15 protein-coding genes and 2 pseudogenes are annotated in these 16,556 nt (G+C 31.6%); 9 read left to right on the top strand and 8 right to left on the bottom strand.

From position 1 onward, the window contains the following. Positions 1-8: 8 nt before the first annotated feature. The 4 genes from rpoD to speD all read right to left on the bottom strand — a co-directional run bounded on the left by rpoD (position 9) and on the right by speD (position 4,686). On the bottom strand, positions 9-1,721 hold the full coding sequence (gene rpoD / locus SULYE_RS00720; RefSeq protein WP_007545561.1) for an RNA polymerase sigma factor RpoD: 1,713 nt from the start codon (positions 1,719-1,721) through the stop codon (positions 9-11). Positions 1,722-1,743: 22 nt separating this feature from the next. Continuing rightward, the gene (gene dnaG / locus SULYE_RS00715) at positions 1,744-3,354 is read right to left on the bottom strand and encodes a DNA primase (protein ID WP_007545560.1); all 1,611 of its coding nucleotides are present in this window, start codon (positions 3,352-3,354) and stop codon (positions 1,744-1,746) included. Between the two features lie 433 nt (positions 3,355-3,787). After that, a complete protein-coding gene (locus tag SULYE_RS00710; RefSeq protein WP_007545559.1) occupies positions 3,788-4,210 on the bottom strand; it encodes a pyridoxamine 5'-phosphate oxidase family protein in 423 nt (140 codons plus the stop codon). A 74-nt stretch (positions 4,211-4,284) separates the two neighbouring features. Next, positions 4,285-4,686 carry an adenosylmethionine decarboxylase gene (gene speD / locus SULYE_RS00705; RefSeq protein WP_007545558.1) on the bottom strand — a complete coding sequence of 134 codons (402 nt, stop codon included), beginning with the start codon at positions 4,684-4,686 and terminating at the stop codon, positions 4,285-4,287. A gap of 214 nt (positions 4,687-4,900) precedes the next feature. Between speD and tig the strand changes: the two genes are divergently transcribed. From tig to bioF, 8 genes and pseudogenes are all read left to right on the top strand, one after another. After that, positions 4,901-6,214, top strand: a complete 1,314-nt coding sequence (gene tig / locus SULYE_RS00700; RefSeq protein ID WP_007545557.1) for a trigger factor — start codon at positions 4,901-4,903, stop codon at positions 6,212-6,214. Next, complete coding sequence (clpP, locus tag SULYE_RS00695; RefSeq protein WP_007545556.1) at positions 6,207-6,812, top strand: ATP-dependent Clp endopeptidase proteolytic subunit ClpP; 606 nt, start codon at positions 6,207-6,209, stop codon at positions 6,810-6,812. Before tig ends, clpP begins: the two co-directional genes overlap by 8 nt. A gap of 5 nt (positions 6,813-6,817) precedes the next feature. Beyond that, positions 6,818-8,044 carry an ATP-dependent Clp protease ATP-binding subunit ClpX gene (clpX, locus tag SULYE_RS00690; RefSeq protein WP_007545555.1) on the top strand — a complete coding sequence of 409 codons (1,227 nt, stop codon included), beginning with the start codon at positions 6,818-6,820 and terminating at the stop codon, positions 8,042-8,044. 2 nt (positions 8,045-8,046) lie between these two features. Further along, positions 8,047-8,640 (top strand): ribosome biogenesis GTP-binding protein YihA/YsxC, encoded by a 594-nt coding sequence (gene yihA / locus SULYE_RS00685; protein WP_007545554.1) that lies wholly within the window; start codon positions 8,047-8,049, stop codon positions 8,638-8,640. A 68-nt stretch (positions 8,641-8,708) separates the two neighbouring features. After that, positions 8,709-9,646: pseudogene (locus tag SULYE_RS00680) on the top strand (Rpn family recombination-promoting nuclease/putative transposase). A gap of 40 nt (positions 9,647-9,686) precedes the next feature. Then, positions 9,687-10,451, top strand: coding sequence for a tryptophan synthase subunit alpha (trpA, locus tag SULYE_RS00675; RefSeq protein ID WP_007545552.1), 765 nt, complete (start codon positions 9,687-9,689; stop codon positions 10,449-10,451). Beyond that, positions 10,435-11,058, top strand: coding sequence for an imidazole glycerol phosphate synthase subunit HisH (gene hisH / locus SULYE_RS00670; RefSeq protein WP_007545551.1), 624 nt, complete (start codon positions 10,435-10,437; stop codon positions 11,056-11,058). Before trpA ends, hisH begins: the two co-directional genes overlap by 17 nt. Positions 11,059-11,060: 2 nt before the next feature. Continuing rightward, entirely contained in the window at positions 11,061-12,221 is a 1,161-nt protein-coding gene (gene bioF, locus SULYE_RS00665; protein WP_007545550.1) for an 8-amino-7-oxononanoate synthase, read from the top strand. 167 nt (positions 12,222-12,388) lie between these two features. Here the strand turns inward: bioF and SULYE_RS00660 are convergent, their stop codons facing one another. From SULYE_RS00660 to SULYE_RS00645, 4 genes are read right to left on the bottom strand one after another with little or no spacing between them, the layout of a single operon-like run. Continuing rightward, positions 12,389-12,742 (bottom strand): hypothetical protein, encoded by a 354-nt coding sequence (locus SULYE_RS00660; protein WP_007545549.1) that lies wholly within the window; start codon positions 12,740-12,742, stop codon positions 12,389-12,391. A 10-nt stretch (positions 12,743-12,752) separates the two neighbouring features. Continuing rightward, positions 12,753-13,115: a hypothetical protein gene (locus SULYE_RS00655; RefSeq protein WP_007545546.1), complete on the bottom strand. Its 363-nt coding sequence runs from the start codon at positions 13,113-13,115 to the stop codon at positions 12,753-12,755. Between the two features lie 18 nt (positions 13,116-13,133). Further along, a complete protein-coding gene (gene mqnC / locus SULYE_RS00650) occupies positions 13,134-14,216 on the bottom strand; it encodes a cyclic dehypoxanthinyl futalosine synthase (RefSeq protein ID WP_007545544.1) in 1,083 nt (360 codons plus the stop codon). Next, the gene (locus tag SULYE_RS00645) at positions 14,213-15,235 is read right to left on the bottom strand and encodes a hydroxyacid dehydrogenase (protein WP_007545542.1); all 1,023 of its coding nucleotides are present in this window, start codon (positions 15,233-15,235) and stop codon (positions 14,213-14,215) included. Before SULYE_RS00645 ends, mqnC begins: the two co-directional genes overlap by 4 nt. A 668-nt stretch (positions 15,236-15,903) precedes the next feature. Here SULYE_RS00645 and SULYE_RS08700 point away from each other — a divergent pair. Then, a pseudogene (locus SULYE_RS08700) lies at positions 15,904-16,556 on the top strand (IS110 family transposase); the annotation flags it as partial.

Genomic DNA, 16,556 nt, shown 5'->3' with positions numbered 1-16,556 from the left:
GAGCTTTCTTATGCTTTAGCTTCTATCTGTCTAATTCTTTCTCTTGTTACACCAAATCTTTTTCCAACTTGCTCTAACGTATGTTCTGTATCATCTTCTAAACCAAATCTATACCTTAAAACTTGCTCTTCTCTTTCTGATAAGGTTGATAGAACCTCATCCAACTGTAATCTTAGAGCTTGTTTTAGCATGTGCTGTTCCGGAGAGAGAACACTTTTATCTTCTATAAAGTCTCCAAGATGAGATTCTTCATCTGAACCGATTGGAGTTTCAAGAGATACCGGGTCTTGGGACGTTCTAAGTATTTTTCTTACCTTATCAGCCGGCATTCCGGCTTTTTTAGCAATCTCTTCCGGAGTTGGCTCTCTACCAAGCTCTTGTACTAGCGTTCTTGATATTCTTAAAAGTTTATTGATAGTTTCTATCATGTGAACAGGAATTCTTATTGTTCTTGCTTGGTCTGCTATAGCTCTTGTTATTGCTTGCCTAATCCACCATGTAGCATAAGTTGAAAATTTAAATCCTTTCTTGTAATCATATTTATCAACAGCTTTCATAAGACCTATGTTTCCTTCTTGGATTAAGTCTAAAAACTGTAGTCCTCTGTTTGTGTATTTTTTAGCTATTGATACAACAAGTCTAAGGTTTGCTTTCACTAATATTTGTTTTACATGATTGATTTCATTCCTGCCTGACTGGATTAAATCTAAAACATGGTCAAATTCTGATGGGATTGTCCCGATTTTTTGTTTTATCTCTTCTATTTCATCTCTTAATTTCAATGTTTCTGTTCTTAGAATTTCATACCTTCCATAAGAAAAGCCATGCTCTTCGAGCTTTTTAAGAATCTCCGGATTTTTTTCATAATCTGGCGAAAGCATTAAATCTATATCAGGATGAATTTTAGAGATTATTTTTATTCTTTTTTCATAATCTTTTTCATTCTTCCTTAGCTTTGTATAAAGCTCTTTTAATTCATCTGCTATTTTATCTAATTTTGTGAATTTAATATTTAAGCTTTTTATAAATCTATTTAATTTTGCATGCTGCCATATAAACTCTTTTTTATCTTCTAAGCTTCCTGTCTCTAAATATTTTTTTTCTTTTTCTAAAAGATCTCTGTATAGTTTTGCAAGTTCAAGACCTTTTTTGATAAAATCTGCTGTAGTTTTATCGTAATTGCTATTATTTTCTAAGCTAAACTCTTCAGATTCTGAAGTTTCTTCTTCATCCTTTACTTCCGGTTCATCTAAATTTAGGATATCATGAACCCTTGCTTTTCCGTCTATTACTTTTGCCCATTCATCTAAAAGTCTTTCTGTTAAGAAAGATGTTCTTAAAAGTCCTCTAAATACTTTTTTTCTACCTCTTTCTATTTCCATTGAGTATTTGATTTCTTCATCTCTTTTTAAAAGTGGAATTTTACCCATTTCTCTAAGATAAAGCTTAACAGGGTCATCAGCTTTATTCCAAACGTCGTCATCGCTTAGGTCAATTCCTAAGTGTTCCGAAATATCTTCATCTTCTGATTTGATTTTTTCATCATCTCTAACATCAATGTTTAGCTCGTTTAAGTATTCAATAAGACTTTCTATATTCTCGTCGGATGAGAAAAACTCTTCATCCACATATGTACTTATTTCTGCATAGGTTACGTATCCCTTCTCTCTTGCAAGGTTAATAAGAGTTCTTACATCATCCCTGTCGTGTAAGTTAATCATTTTTGCAGTGTCCTCCTAAAATTTATTTGTTTAGCATTGCTTCACACATAAGCCTTTGGCTTTCTTTTTCGTGTTTTTTTACAAACTCGTTTAGAATGTCTTGAAAAGATTCATAAGATGGCTGTATTTTAGTGTTTTGAATTATGTCTGATATTAATAGCTCGTATTCAGCATTATTTTTAATTAAATCTATAATATATTGTATTTTTTCAGGAAAAGATATTTTATCAAAAATTTCATCTTTTAGTACTTCTGGATTTTGATAGATATATTTAATAAAAACTTTTTCCTTATAACTTAATTTTAAATTTAATTTATCAGCTTCTTCTTCCATTTCCCGATACTCCTTTTCAGGGTATTTCTTTATATCATCGATTTCTGATTCTATTTTTGATGGCGTTTTATCAAGCATCTGAGATAAATAGTTCACGTAACTTGCCTTTAATCCATGATCATTAACATTTGCTAAAATCATTAAAATATAGTTATAAATTGTTTTATACCTCATTAGCTGATGTTTATCTTCTAAATTATTTATTTCTTTAAGTTTTTGTGTCAAAAAGAATATAATATCTTCGGCATTGTTTATAATTTCTTTTACAACATTTAAACCTTTTTTTGATAGTTCGTCTGGGTCTTTTGCTTCAGTATAATAAGCATATCTAACAGTAATTCCTTCAGATAATAAAATTTCTGCAGCTCTTATAACTGCTTTTTTTCCTGCTTCATCAGAGTCAAACATAACAATGGCTTCTTTTACATATTTTTTAAGAAGATTAGCATGTTCTTTTGTAAGCGCTGTTCCAAGTGTTGCAACAACATTCTTAATGCCAATTTGATATAAAGATATTAAATCCATATAACCTTCAACAATGATGACTTGGCTTTTTTCTTTTATGATTTGACTATTTTCAAAAAGTCCATATAAAACTTTACTTTTTTTATAAACTTGAGTTTCTGGTGAGTTTAGATACTTTGGATGCCTGTTTTCATCTAAAGCCCTTCCACCAAATCCTACAATATTGCCTTTATGGTCTTTGATAGTAAAAATTATTCTTCCGCTAAATTTATCATAAATTTTGTCATTATGAACTGATATCAAGCCTATTTTGTTTAAATCTTCAATAGATATATTATTTTCTTGAATAAATTTATTAAATCTTTCTGGATTTTCTGGAGAGTATCCTATCTCAAAGTCTATAATCGTTTGAGGTAGTATTCCTCTTTTTTTTAGGTATTCTCTGGCGATCTGACTTTCTTTAAGTTGGTTTTTATAAAAATCTGTAATCTGCCTTGTGAGAGAGTATAAACCTTTTAAATGTTTATCTTTGTCATTGCCTATATATTTAACCGTTATTCCATACTTTTGTGCTATTTTTATGACTGCTTCAGAAAAAGATATTTTTTCGTATTCCATTACGAATTTAATGGCATTTCCACTGATTCCACAACCAAAACATTTAAAAATATTTTTTGCTGGAGATACTACAAAAGATGGAGTCCTTTCGTTATGAAAAGGGCATAAAGCTACATAAACAGAACCTGTTTTTTTTAAAGATAAATAATCCGATATTATATCGTAGACATTAGCAACTCTTTGGACTTCATCAATTGTTTCGGGAGATATAGCCAATAAAACTCACCTTTTAAAAAATAATTTGCACAAGGTATTAATATATTGTTTTAAAAAATTTTTTCAATATGTTTTAAAACCTAAAAATACAAGATTTTCCCCAGGGCTGTAAAACGACAATATTTCATCTCTTTCTCATTAATGCCTAAATTCAAATCGGGAGAGATTAATTTTTTAACTAGGGCAGCTTAAAGACTGCCCCAAAGTTGATGATATATCATTTTTTATACGTTAGAATGACAATTCTTTACTCCTACCTTTTGTAATGGCAATCCATGAATTGTCATTACTTTCAATTCTCTGCCATCTTGAGGACTTTAGTCCAAAGACACTCCTCTTTTAACGTTTTCAAGAATCTTAACTTCTTGCCAAAAGCATATATTTTTTTCTTGCTGACTTTTCACAATCAATAATAACTTTCTAATTATCTCACTTATTTTAAAGCATTTAAAACTTTTTCATCAAGCTCTAAAGCCTTTTGTATATTGCCGGTGTGTTCAAATGGAATAGTTCCTTTAACTGTTGCACCTGGGAACAAGTTATCAACAACAGATTCGACTTTTACTTCTACCACCGAAACAGGAAATGGAATAGTTTCTATTTCATCTTTAACTATCTTAGCCGTACCGTAAATAGTTGCTGCTATAGATGGACCAAATACAGATATTGCCACATTTGGATTTTCTTTAATATTGTTTACTGATGCAGAATTTTTACTTAAAGCTACCTTGATCGTTTTTTCATCTGTAGCTATTAACCATGAAACAAATGCCAAATGTGGTTTATTATCTTTCACTGTTGCAAATACTGCCGGCGTAAAATCTTTGAGTAAATCTAACATGTCTTTGTTAAGCATAGTAATACCTCCGTATCTTAGTGATACAATAAATTTACCGGCAGATTTTTAAAATAACAATGCTAAAAATCAGATTATACTTGTGCCAGCTGCATTTTTTCTATGTTTACACCTTCAGGGTTAACCGGAACTACGCCTCTTTCAGCTATTTTCTCATCAATTCTCTTTGGTTTGAGAGTTTTAATGATGTATTCCATAGCTTTGAAAGTTTTTTCCTTGCCACCACAAGTGTAAACGTCTATTGCAGCATAACCATGCTCTGGCCAGGTATGAATAGAGATATGGGATTCTTCTAAGAGGATAACTCCTGTTGCACCATGAGGATTAAACTGATGAAAATGAGATGATAATTTACTTAAGTTTGCGTACTTAACTGCACCTTCAAGAAGAGCTTTCACATCTTCAACGTGGTCAATTTTTTCAAAATCTACACCGTATAGGTCCGCTAAGATATGCAGTCCGAGGGTTTTTTCCATTTTCTTTCCTCCTTGATAATTTTTTTGAAGTACATTTTCGTCGGGCTATTACTGCCCATGATAAAAAACCTCCTTTTCAGGATGAATTAGAAAATAATATTATAATTCAAAATTTGAAAATTTAAAATACTTTTGCACAAAAAATATGCAATTTAAAACTCGCTGAACTTTATGGTATAATTTTCTTTTAAAAATTATTAAGAGGAGTGAATAGATGAACGTAGTAGTAGAAGCAGAAAACTTATTAAGAACTTTAACAATTGAGGATGAAGGGCAAAAAGTAAAAGAATTAGCCGAAGAAGTGATTAAAGAAATATCAAAAGTAGCAGAAGTAAAAGGATTTAGAAAAGGTCATGTTCCAAAGGCTGTAATAAAGGCAAAATATAAAGATGCTATAAAAGAAGAAGTGGCTAAAGCATACATCAATAAGTATCTTCCTGAAATTCTTGAAAAAGAAAATCTCAAACCAGTTACGCCTGAAATATTGTTCGGCGATGTAAAGCTTGAAAATGATGAAAAATTATCAATGAAAGTTAGCTTTGAAGTTGCTCCAGAATTTGAACTAAAGCCTTATGAAGGTATAGAAGTTGAAGTTGTCAAACTTGAAGTTAAAGATGAAGATGTAGAAAATGCTATTAAAAACATCTTAGAAAACCATGTTAGATATGAAGATGCAGATAAAGAAATAGAAGATGGCGATAAAGTTAAGGTCAAATATCACATAGTTTCTGATAAAGGCGAAGAAGAAGAGGATGAATTTGAAACCATAATTGGCTCGGGTACTTTAAGAAAAGAGATTGAAGATGCTATAAAAGGGAAAAAAGTTGGTGATAAGGTAGAGCTTGAAAACGCACCTTTATATAATGAAAAAGGTGAAGAAATAGGTAAGGCAAAAATAGAGTTAGAAATCTTGGAAGTAAAAAGGAAAGTTGTTCCAGAATTTAACGATGAGTTTGTAAAATCTTTAGGTCTTGGTGAAAATGTAGAAGAAGCTAAGAATAAAATTAGAGAAAACATAGAAAATCAATTAAAAGCTCTTAGAAAACAAGAAATTGAACAAAAGATTTTAGATAAATTAGCTCAAGAATATGATTTTCCAGTTCCGGGTTCTCTATTAGCGTTAGAAATCGACAATTTAACTCAAAGATATACATTTCAGCTTGAAAGCTATGGAATTAAGCCAAACAAAGAAATCATTGAAGCAGCAGAAGGAAATTTAACTATAACAGCTATTAATAATGTTAGAGTTATGCTTATCCTTTCAAAAATCGCTGAAAAAGAAGGTATTACTGTATCTGATGAAGAGTTAGATGCACAAATTTCCAAGTTGGCGCAGTCTTATAATGTTTCATTTGCTGATATGAGAGAGTATTTAATCCAAAAAGGCATGTTAGAAGGAATTAAATCAGATATTGCAAGACAAAAAGCACTTGACATACTAGTAGAAAAGGCAAATATTAAAGAGATATCTAAAGAAGAGTTAGAAGCAAGAGAAAAACAAGAAAATAAAGAGGAGCAAAATGGATAAGATTTTAAATCAATTAATACCAATAGTTATAGAACAAACACCAAGAGGCGAAAGAGCATACGATATATATTCAAGACTATTAAAAGATAGAATAATTCTTCTTGGAACGCCTATTGATGACCATATTGCTAACTTAGTTGTTGCACAGCTTTTGTTCTTAGAATCTGAAGACCCAGATAAAGATATTTATATGTATATTAACTCCCCCGGTGGTGTAGTGACTGCCGGACTTGCTATTTATGATACTATGAACTACATAAAACCGGATGTAGTTACAATCTGTATGGGGCAAGCAGCATCTATGGGAGCTTTCTTGCTTTCCGCTGGGGCTAAGGGAAAGAGATACTCTCTACCAAATGCAAGAATAATGATTCACCAACCGCTTGGTGGATTCCAAGGACAGGCTACGGATATAGAAATCCATGCAAAAGAAATTCTAAGACTTAAAAGAATGTTAAACGAATACTTAGCAAAGCATACAGGACAGCCAATTGAAAAAATAGAAGCAGACACAGAAAGAGATTACTTTATGTCTGCTGAAGAGGCTAAGGAATATGGTCTTATAGATAAAGTTATTTATAAAAGAGGTGAAAAGTAAGAAAAATGGCAAAAGAAAAAAAATGTTCTTTCTGTGGAAAACCAGAAAGTAAAGCAGATGTATTAGTAGAAGGACCTAACGATATACTCGTTTGTGATAGTTGTGTAGATAGACTTGCATCTATAGTTAGGGAAGAGCTTGAAAACAAAAAGTTTGAAAATTTATCAGAACTTCCAACGCCTGCAGAAATAAAAGCTAAACTCGATGAGTATGTTATAGGTCAAGAAAGGGCGAAAAAGATTTTATCTGTAGCGGTATACAATCATTACAAAAGAATATATCAAAAAGAGTTATTTAAAGATAAAGACGTTGAGATTGAGAAAAGCAATATTTTGCTTATTGGTCCAACAGGTTCCGGTAAGACACTTTTGGCAAGAACTTTGGCAAGAATCTTAAACGTACCATTTGCCATTGCAGATGCCACAAACATCACTGAGGCAGGATACGTTGGTGAAGACGTAGAAAGCATTCTTGCAAGATTGCTTCAAAATGCTGATTACGATGTAGAAGCAGCAGAAAAAGGAATTGTTTATATAGATGAAGTAGATAAAATAGCAAAAAAATCTGGAGATAATCCATCAATTACGAGAGATGTATCCGGTGAAGGTGTTCAGCAAGCTTTATTAAAAATATTAGAAGGAACAATCGCAAACGTACCACCACAAGGCGGAAGAAAACATCCACACCAAGAGTTTATTCAAATCGATACAACAAACATTCTTTTTATTCTCGGTGGCGCTTTTGTCGGACTTGAAGATATAATCAAACAAAGAATTGGAAAAAAATCTATAGGATTTGGTGCAGATATTAAATCAAAATCTGAGGAGAAAGATTTATTATCCTTAGTCCAGCCAGAAGACCTTATAAAGTTTGGATTGATACCGGAATTTCTTGGCAGAATACCGGTCATAGCAACCTTAGAAGAGCTTGATGAAGACGCGCTTGTAAGGGTCTTGACAGAGCCAAAAAATGCTTTAATAAAACAATACAAAAGCTTGCTTGCAATAGATGGAATAGAGTTAGAGTTTACAGAGGATGCTTTGAGAAAGATAGCAAGAGAAGCCATCAAAAGGAAAACAGGAGCAAGAGGTTTGAGAGCTATTATAGAGGACTTAATGCTTGATGTTATGTATGAAGCACCAAATCAAAAAACACTTAAAAAAGTAATCATTGATAAAGATGTAGTTCTTAAGCAAAAACCACCAATCTATGTTTACGAAAAAGCAAGCTAAAAATGGGCAGTTTAAAAAGTGTAAAGTTTGTAAAAAGCGCAGTTAAACCGGAAGACTTTCCGCCACCAAACAAGCCAGAGATAGCTATAGTTGGTAGGTCCAACGTAGGAAAGTCTTCTTTAATAAACGCTATCTTTAAAAGAAGCATTGCAAAGGTAAGTGCAACACCGGGAAAAACAAGACTTATCAACTTTTTTCTCTTAAATGATGATATTTACTTTGTAGACCTGCCTGGTTATGGATTTGCGGCAGTATCACATAAAGAAAAGCAAAATTGGAAAAGAATGATAGAAGATTATCTTTTAAATAGAGAAAATCTAAATTTGATCATCATGCTTGTAGATACAAGATATCCACCTACAAATCTTGATGTTTTAATGAAAGAATGGCTTGAATCTTTTGAAAAACCTTACATAGTTGTTGGCACAAAAATAGACAAGTTAAATCAAAGTGAAAAAGCAAAAGCTGAAAAAGTTATAAGAGAGACATTAGATTTAAGCAAGAATGTTCCGGTTTATTTAGTTTCTGCAAAAGAGGGAACAAATATAGATAAGCTTACAAGTGACATTTTATCAATGGTTAAGTCTGAGGGTTGATTGGTAAAAAGCAAGAAAGATTTATATTAACCTATAGTTTTAACTAAACAAAATCCACGTTTGGAGACATGATGGAAGATAAAAGCCTACAGCCTCACGATTGGTTTTTTAAACAAATGTTTTCTAATCCAAAAAGCCTTCAGACAGTTTTAGACTTATTTATTCCAACATTGGCATCAAAATTAGACCCATCTTCAATAACTCTTGTAAATACAGAAAAATTCTCCAAAAAGTCTAAAAAATTCGTGCTTGATTTACTTTTTAGCTGTAAGATAAACAATGAAGATACCTTTATAAGATTTGTTTTTGAACATAAATCTTATGTAGATAAAACATTACCAATACAGCTTTTATACTACAATGCTGTAATATGGGAAGAAGCCATAAAAAAGAATATTATCCACCGATCATTAACATTGTTTTTTATCATGGAGAAAGAGAATGGAATATTCCAACCAACCTGCCAACAGTAAAAGACAAAGATTTACAAGAATACACGCAAAAACTAAATTACATACTCATAGACTTAAACAAAATACCAGATGAAGAGTTAAAAAACAGAATTTCTAAAAATATGGATGTAATTTTGGCTATACTTGTTATGAAGCGTATTTTTGATGATATTCAAAACCTTAGACCAATCCTTGAGTTAATAATTAAGCATAAATCGGATTCCTTGTTTATAATTTTGGATTATATTGTTTTGATAAAGAAAGATGCTGAAAAAGTTGAAAAGATTTTGAAAGAGATTTCGGGAGGTGATGAGAAGATGATGACATTAACTGAGAAATGGAAGATGGAAGGTTGGATGAAAGGTAAATTGGAGGGTAGGTTAGAAGCTCAAAGAAAGGCTATAATTAAGTTAATTCAGCTTAAGTTTGGAAATATTCCAGAGAGTTTAGAGAGTTTTATTAATAAATGCGAAGATGCAGATAAATTGGATGAAATCTTTACAAAAGTAGCCTTAGCTAAAAGTGTTGAAGAGTTGAGAGATATTTATTTATAGTGTTAGATAACGCTTTGACAAAATTTAAGGAGATGGTTCAGTGATAGGAAAAATATTTGAGATTAAAAAACCGCTTATCTGCTACTTTATGGCAGGATATCCATCTGTTGAAGACAGTATCAAGACGGCAGAAGTTTTATTAGAAAATGGTGCCGATATTTTAGAAGTTGGATTTCCTTTTTCAGACCCGGTTGCTGATGGCATTACAATCCAAGCAGCCCACGAAAAAGCTGTAAAAGATGGTATTACACCGGTTAAAGTCTTTGAAATTACAAAAACTATAAAAGAAAGATTTCCAGACAAGCCGCTTATCGCAATGACATATTACAACCCAATTTTTAAAATGGGAGAAGAAAATTTTTGTAAGATAGCAAGAGAAAATGGTATTGATGGATTAATCGTTCCAGATTTACCACCGGAGGAGGGAGAAAGCTTAAAAAAAATAGCAAATCAGTATGGATTATCTGTAATCTTTCTGCTTGCTCCAACATCGCATGAAAAAAGGGTTAAACTTGTTTCAAACATGAGTGATAATTTTATATATTACGTATCAATTACAGGCATTACAGGGGAAAGAGAAAGTTTGCCATGGCAAGAGCTTAAAAGCAAAGTAGAAGAAATTAAGAAAATAACAGATAAAAAAATTGCTGTTGGATTTGGCGTTTCAAAGGGAGAACATGCTAAAATTATATCAAGCTTTGCAGACGGTGTTATAGTTGGAAGTGCGATAGTAAAATTACAAGGTAAAAAAGATTTTGAAGGATTAAAATCTTTGGTGAAGGAGCTGCATGATAGCATTAGTTGATTATGGAATGGGTAATTTAAGGAGTGTAGAGAAAGCTCTTGAAAAAGTAGGGTTTAATGTGCTGAGAACATCAGACCCTTCGGATTTAGACAAAGCAAAGGCAATAGTTGTTCCGGGTGTTGGAGCTTTTGGGGATGCAATTCATAACTTAGAAAAGCTTGGCTTGAAAGATAAAATAATTAAGCATATAGAAAATAGAAAACCCTACTTTGGTATATGCTTAGGATTACAAATACTATTTGAGTATGGCTATGAGTTTGGCTCTCATGAAGGACTTGGAGTTATAAAAGGTAGTGTAGTAAGATTTGATGATAAATTAAACATAAAAATACCCCATATGGGTTGGAATCAGATTTGGAAGAAAAAAGATTCAAAAATGTTTAAAGATATTGAAGATGGTTCATATTTTTATTTTGTTCATTCATATTATGTTAAACCGGATGAAAAAGATATTATAGCAACTGCAACAGATTATGGAATAGATTTCTGCTCAAGCATTGAAAAAGACAACATATGGGCAGTACAGTTCCATCCAGAAAAAAGTCAAACACTTGGTCTAAAACTTCTTGAAAATTTTAGAAAGTTTGTTTATGAAAGCGATAAGTAAGGATGTTAAACTTAGATGAGATTTTATCTCAAAAATTACAAGAGATAAAACAAAAAAACAGATACAGAACAAGACTAATATTAAATGAAAATATTGTTAATTTCTCATCAAATGACTATTTAAGTCTAAAAGATAATCCAATTACAAAACAAAAGCTGATTCATAATATTGATAAACTATCTCTTGGAAGTGGTGCATCTGTTTTAGTATCAGGATATCATTTAATCCAAAAAGAGCTTGAAAAATTTATCTCCAAGTTCAAGCAAACAGAAGATTGTATAGTCGTTGGTAGTGGATATATGGCTAACATTGGACTTATACAAGCCATTTCTGACGAAGAAGACATTATTTTTAGCGATGAGTTAAATCATGCTTCAATCATCGATGGGATTAGAATCTCTAAGGCAAAAAAAGTTATTTATAAACATTGTGATGTAGAAGATTTAGAAGAAAAGCTAAAAAAATATCACACGAAAGGAAAGAAGATAATCATTACAGACGGCGTTTTTAGTATGGAAGGAGATATTGCTCCACTTGATAAAATCATAGAAATTTCAAAAAAGTATGATGCTGTTGTTATAGTTGATGATGCTCATGCAACCGGTATAATTGGAGAAGAAGGAAGAGGAAGTCTTAATTATTTTAATTTAATACCAGATAGTAATATCATTCAGATGGGAACATTATCTAAGGCTGTTGGTAGTTATGGGGCTTTTATTTGTGGAAGTAGGATTTTGATAGATTATCTTGTAAATACTATGAGGTCTGTTATATTTACAACAGGTTTATCTCCTGTACAAAACTTTATATCTCTTGAGAATTTTAAAATATTAGCAAAAGAGGACTTTAGAAGAAAAGAAGTTTTAGAAAAGTCTAAGTATTTGGCAAACTCCTTAAAAAATAAAGGGATAGATGTAAGGTTTTTTGGTACTCCTATAATCTCTTTGATAGTTGGAAAAGAAGAAAATGCTATAAAATTAAGAGATAGATTATTAGAGAAAGGCTTTTTTGTTCAAGCAATAAGACCGCCAACAGTCCCAGAAGGAACTTCAAGACTTAGAATAACGATAAATTATAATCATTCTTATGAAGATATTGAAAGGCTGTGTGAGGCTATAGATGAGTTAATGAGGCTACTCCAAAAATCAAGGTTGTCATTCTGAAGTCGGCAAAGAATCTCTTTTTTTCCTTTTCGAATCAAAAAATCAAAAGATGAGATCCTTCAGCTTACAGCCTCAGGATGACACGGAAAATTGAACTTACGAAAATTTTAAAACAATTTTAGTTGTTGATTTGTGAAAAGGTTGAGAAGTAAATTATAATCTATTTTTCATTTTGCAAACGGCAAAAGTTTGATTAATAACTCAACAGCATCTTTGTTTATGAAAACTATCAAAAAGGCAAGAATCAAAAACATGATTGTAAATTTCTTATCAAGTTTTAACACTTCTTTTTCAATTTTAGCTTCAAGTTCTGTCTTAACTAATATCAAATCAGCCTTTGTAGCAAGTTCTTTCGTAAGTTCATCTTTAAGCTCAAGCTTTTTTTGATGTGCTAAGACTTCTGATTTTTTATCAAGTTCTTTATAAATAAGCTCAATAGTCTGAGCAATCTTTTTAGCCTCTTCTTTACCTACCTTTTGTTCCAGCTTCTCTAAAAGTTCATGGTCTATCACGTAAGCCATTTTTGGCTCCCTATTTTGCAAACGGCAAAAGTTTGATTATTAACTCTATCGCATCTTTGTTTATGAAAATTATCAAAAAAGCAAGAATCAAAAACATGATTGTAAATTTCTTATCAAGTTTAAGCATTTCCTTTTCTAATTTAGCTTCAATTTTCTCTAACTTTGCTTCTATGATTGCTAAATCAGCCTTTGTAGCCAATTCCTTAGTAAGTTCGTCTTTAAGCTCAAGCTTTTTTTGCTGTGCTAAAATTTCTGATTTTTTGTCTAATTCGTTATAGATCAGTTCAATAGTTTGAGCAATCTTTTTAGCCTCTTCTTTGCCTACTTTTTCCTCTAACTTCTCTAAAAGCTCATAATCTATAACGTAAGCCATTTTAGAAACTCCAATTAACTAATCAAAAATTTTAACAATATTATAATATGTATCTCTCTGTGCAGAAATAAAGCCGGCATCTTTAATTTGTTTTGCCATTTTTTCCGGTCTTGGACTTGAAACTTTAAAGCCTGTAGAAGCTACTACATTCTCTTCAATCATAGTGCTTCCTAAATCATTTGCACCAAATCTTAAGCCGATTTGACCAACTTTCATCGTTTGAGTTACATGAGATGATTGAATATTATCAAAATTATCAAGATAAACTCTTGCCAATGCTAAAACCTTTAAATACCACACAGAAGTAGCCGGTTCTAAATGGTCAAGCTGTGTATTACCTTTTTGAAAAGTCCATGGTATAAATGCGGTAAATCCGCCTGTTTCGTCTTGAAGCTGTCTAATATGGTTTAAATGTTCGATGATATGCTTTGGTTTTTCAACATGTCCAAACATCATTGTTGCCGTTGACCTCATTCCAAGCTCGTGGGCTGTTCTATGGACTTCAAGCCATTGAGCTGTTGTAGTTTTATTTGAAGATATTAAAACTCTTACTTCATCAGATAAAATTTCTGCACCGCCGCCCGGAAGAGACATTAATCCTGCTTCTTTTAACTTTATCAAAACATCCCTTATGCTCATTTTTTCAAGTTTAGCAAGATAATTAATCTCTGTTGCTGAAAGTGAATGAATTTGTATTTGCGGAAATTTTTCTTTTATTCTTGAAAATAACTCTATATAAAAATCAAGTCTTAAATCAGGATTTAAGCCACCTTGCATTAGTAAGGTAGTTCCACCCCAATCTATAAGCTCTTGAATTTTAGCAAATATCTCATCAAGTTCAAGGACATAAGCATCACTATCTGATTTTCTTCTTTGAAAAGCACAAAATTTACATCCTGCAACGCATATGTTCGTATAATTTATATTTCTATCTATAACAAACGTAGCTATATTATCCGGATGTTTTTTCGCTCTAACATAATCAGCAAGCCTGCCAAGAGACAATAGATCAAAATTCTCAAGCATATATAATGCTTCTTCTGGCTCTAATCTTTCGCCGTTTAAAACTTTTTCTGTTAAATAAGACTGTTCTTTTATCAACTTGAAACCCCTACTATATTTTTTGGATTTCCTTCTATGAATGATTTTAAGTTATCAAGTGTAATATCTAATATTCTATAAAGTGCGTCTTTTGTATTATAAGCGTTATGTGGAGATACGATAACATTTTCAGAATGTAAAATATAAAATGTCTCTAATGCTTTTTTTAACTTTATTGCAGGGATATCATCTCTCTTTAGATATTCTTCTTCAATCCAAACATCTTCTGCTTCAAATGTATCAAGACCTACACCGCCTGCAAGCCTTCCTTCTTTAAGTGCTTGAACTATAGCTTCTATCTCGACTACAGGACCCCTTGAAGTGTTAATAAGCATAGCATCTAATTTCATAAGTTTAATGTTAAATCTGTTTATCAAATGATGCGTTGCCGGTGTGTATGGTACATGTAGGGTAACGATGTCAGAACTTCTAAGCAGATCTTCAAGTCCTACATACTCAACGCCGTATTTTTCAATCAATTCATTATCTTTAACTTTATCATAAACAAGTATTTTCATTCCAAAGCCATGGGCTATTCTTATTACATGTTTTCCAATCCTTCCGGCACCAATTACACCTATAGTTTTACCCATTAAGTCTATTCCTGTTAATCCATCTCTTGAAAATATACCTTTTGACGTTCTTTCTATCATAGGTTTAAATTTTCTTGCCAAAGCAAGTATTAATCCAAATGTATACTCGGCAACTGTATTATTACCATATCCGGGAACATTACAAACAGTTATACCTTTTTTATTAGCATGTTCAACATCTATGTGATCATATCCTGTTGACCTTGTAATGATTAATTTTAAATTTTCCATCTTGTCAATTACTTCTTTTGTTAGCTTGGAATATATAAATACAATAGCTACTTCTGTATCTTTGTAAAGGTCTACATTTGTATCATCAAGTGGCTCTTTTGTAAATTTAACACTTCCTTGAATTCCTGAGTCTTGAATTTTTTTCTCTAAGTACAATCTTTCCCAATCTTCCGTCTCAAAAAAATAGATATTCATAATACATCCCTCCAATTGTTTAAATCTATTCTAACATAGAGATAGATATATTGGATATGATAATTTAAAATACCTTGGGTGAGAAATTACCTCCATAGTTTACTTTTTCTAAAAAAGCTATAACCAATAGCATATGAATATAGATAAGCAACAAAAGTTTTAATCTTTCTCCATCTACTTATAAGATTGAAATTTTTTATTTGAGAATTAACTGCTTCAATAATTTGCCTTTTACTCTTTTCTTGTTTATCTTCACATACTTTAACATATTTACACCCTTTATACCTTGGGTGAGAAATTAGTGATTTTTATAAAATTTAAAAGTGAGATTCTTCGGACTAAAGTCCTCAGAATGACAGCGAAAGGTTGAATGATACGCATTAAAGGAAGGATAACCTTATATGTCATCGTATATTAAATATACTAAAAATTTTAATCTACAAGAGAATAAGTTTTATAATAATTATAGACATGGGAGAAAAAAGGAAGGACAGATCAAGTTATTGTCATTGGTCTTTTAAGACCGCTCAGAATGTTTGTAGACTGTCCTTCCTCTACTTCCTAAAACCTGAATCAGAACATTAGGCTTTTAAGCCTGTATTGATTACGATGATAGGTTATCAGGAAGTTTCTCTCATGTCAAGTATTTTATGAAAGGAGGTAATCTTATGAACAACTACAAAATCGTCGTTGGAGTTGATGTATCTAAAAACTCATTCACTGCTACAGTATTGTATGATAACAAGAAAGAAACCTTTGAAGTTAAATCAGACCCAGTTGAGTTTGAAAAGAAAATAAAGCCTTATCTTAAAAAGTTTAAGCAGTCAGATATGCTTATCATAATGGAGCATACAGGAGTTTATCATTTAAAGCTTGCTAATTATCTGTATGAAAATGGCTATCAAGTAGCAGTAGTAAATCCATTTTAGATAAAGAAGTTTATGGAAGCTAAAATGACAAGAGTCAAAACAGATAAGACTGATTCATACTTTATTGCACAGTATGGAAGAACGTTTTTCGATGGAGAGCTTTATAAACCAAAACCAGATGTAGAAAAAGAAATAGAAATAAAACTAAAGATATTAGAAGACCTACAGCATCAGCTTACAAAGCTAAGAAATCAAAGAGAATCTTTAAGTCATGTACCAATACCAATCAAAAAATTGAAAGAGAACTTGGAATATTATGATGATCTAATCAGAAAAATAGAAAAAAACATAAAAGAACTTGAGAAAGAGATAAAAGAATTGACTAAGAAGAATTTTCAAGAGGAATACAAGCTTTTAAAAAGTATACCTGGTATAAGTGATAGGGTTATAGG

The organism is Sulfurihydrogenibium yellowstonense SS-5 (assembly GCF_000173615.1).
GTDB lineage: Bacteria > Aquificota > Aquificia > Aquificales > Hydrogenothermaceae > Sulfurihydrogenibium > Sulfurihydrogenibium yellowstonense.
This window is presented reverse-complemented; position numbering and strand designations above follow the sequence as displayed.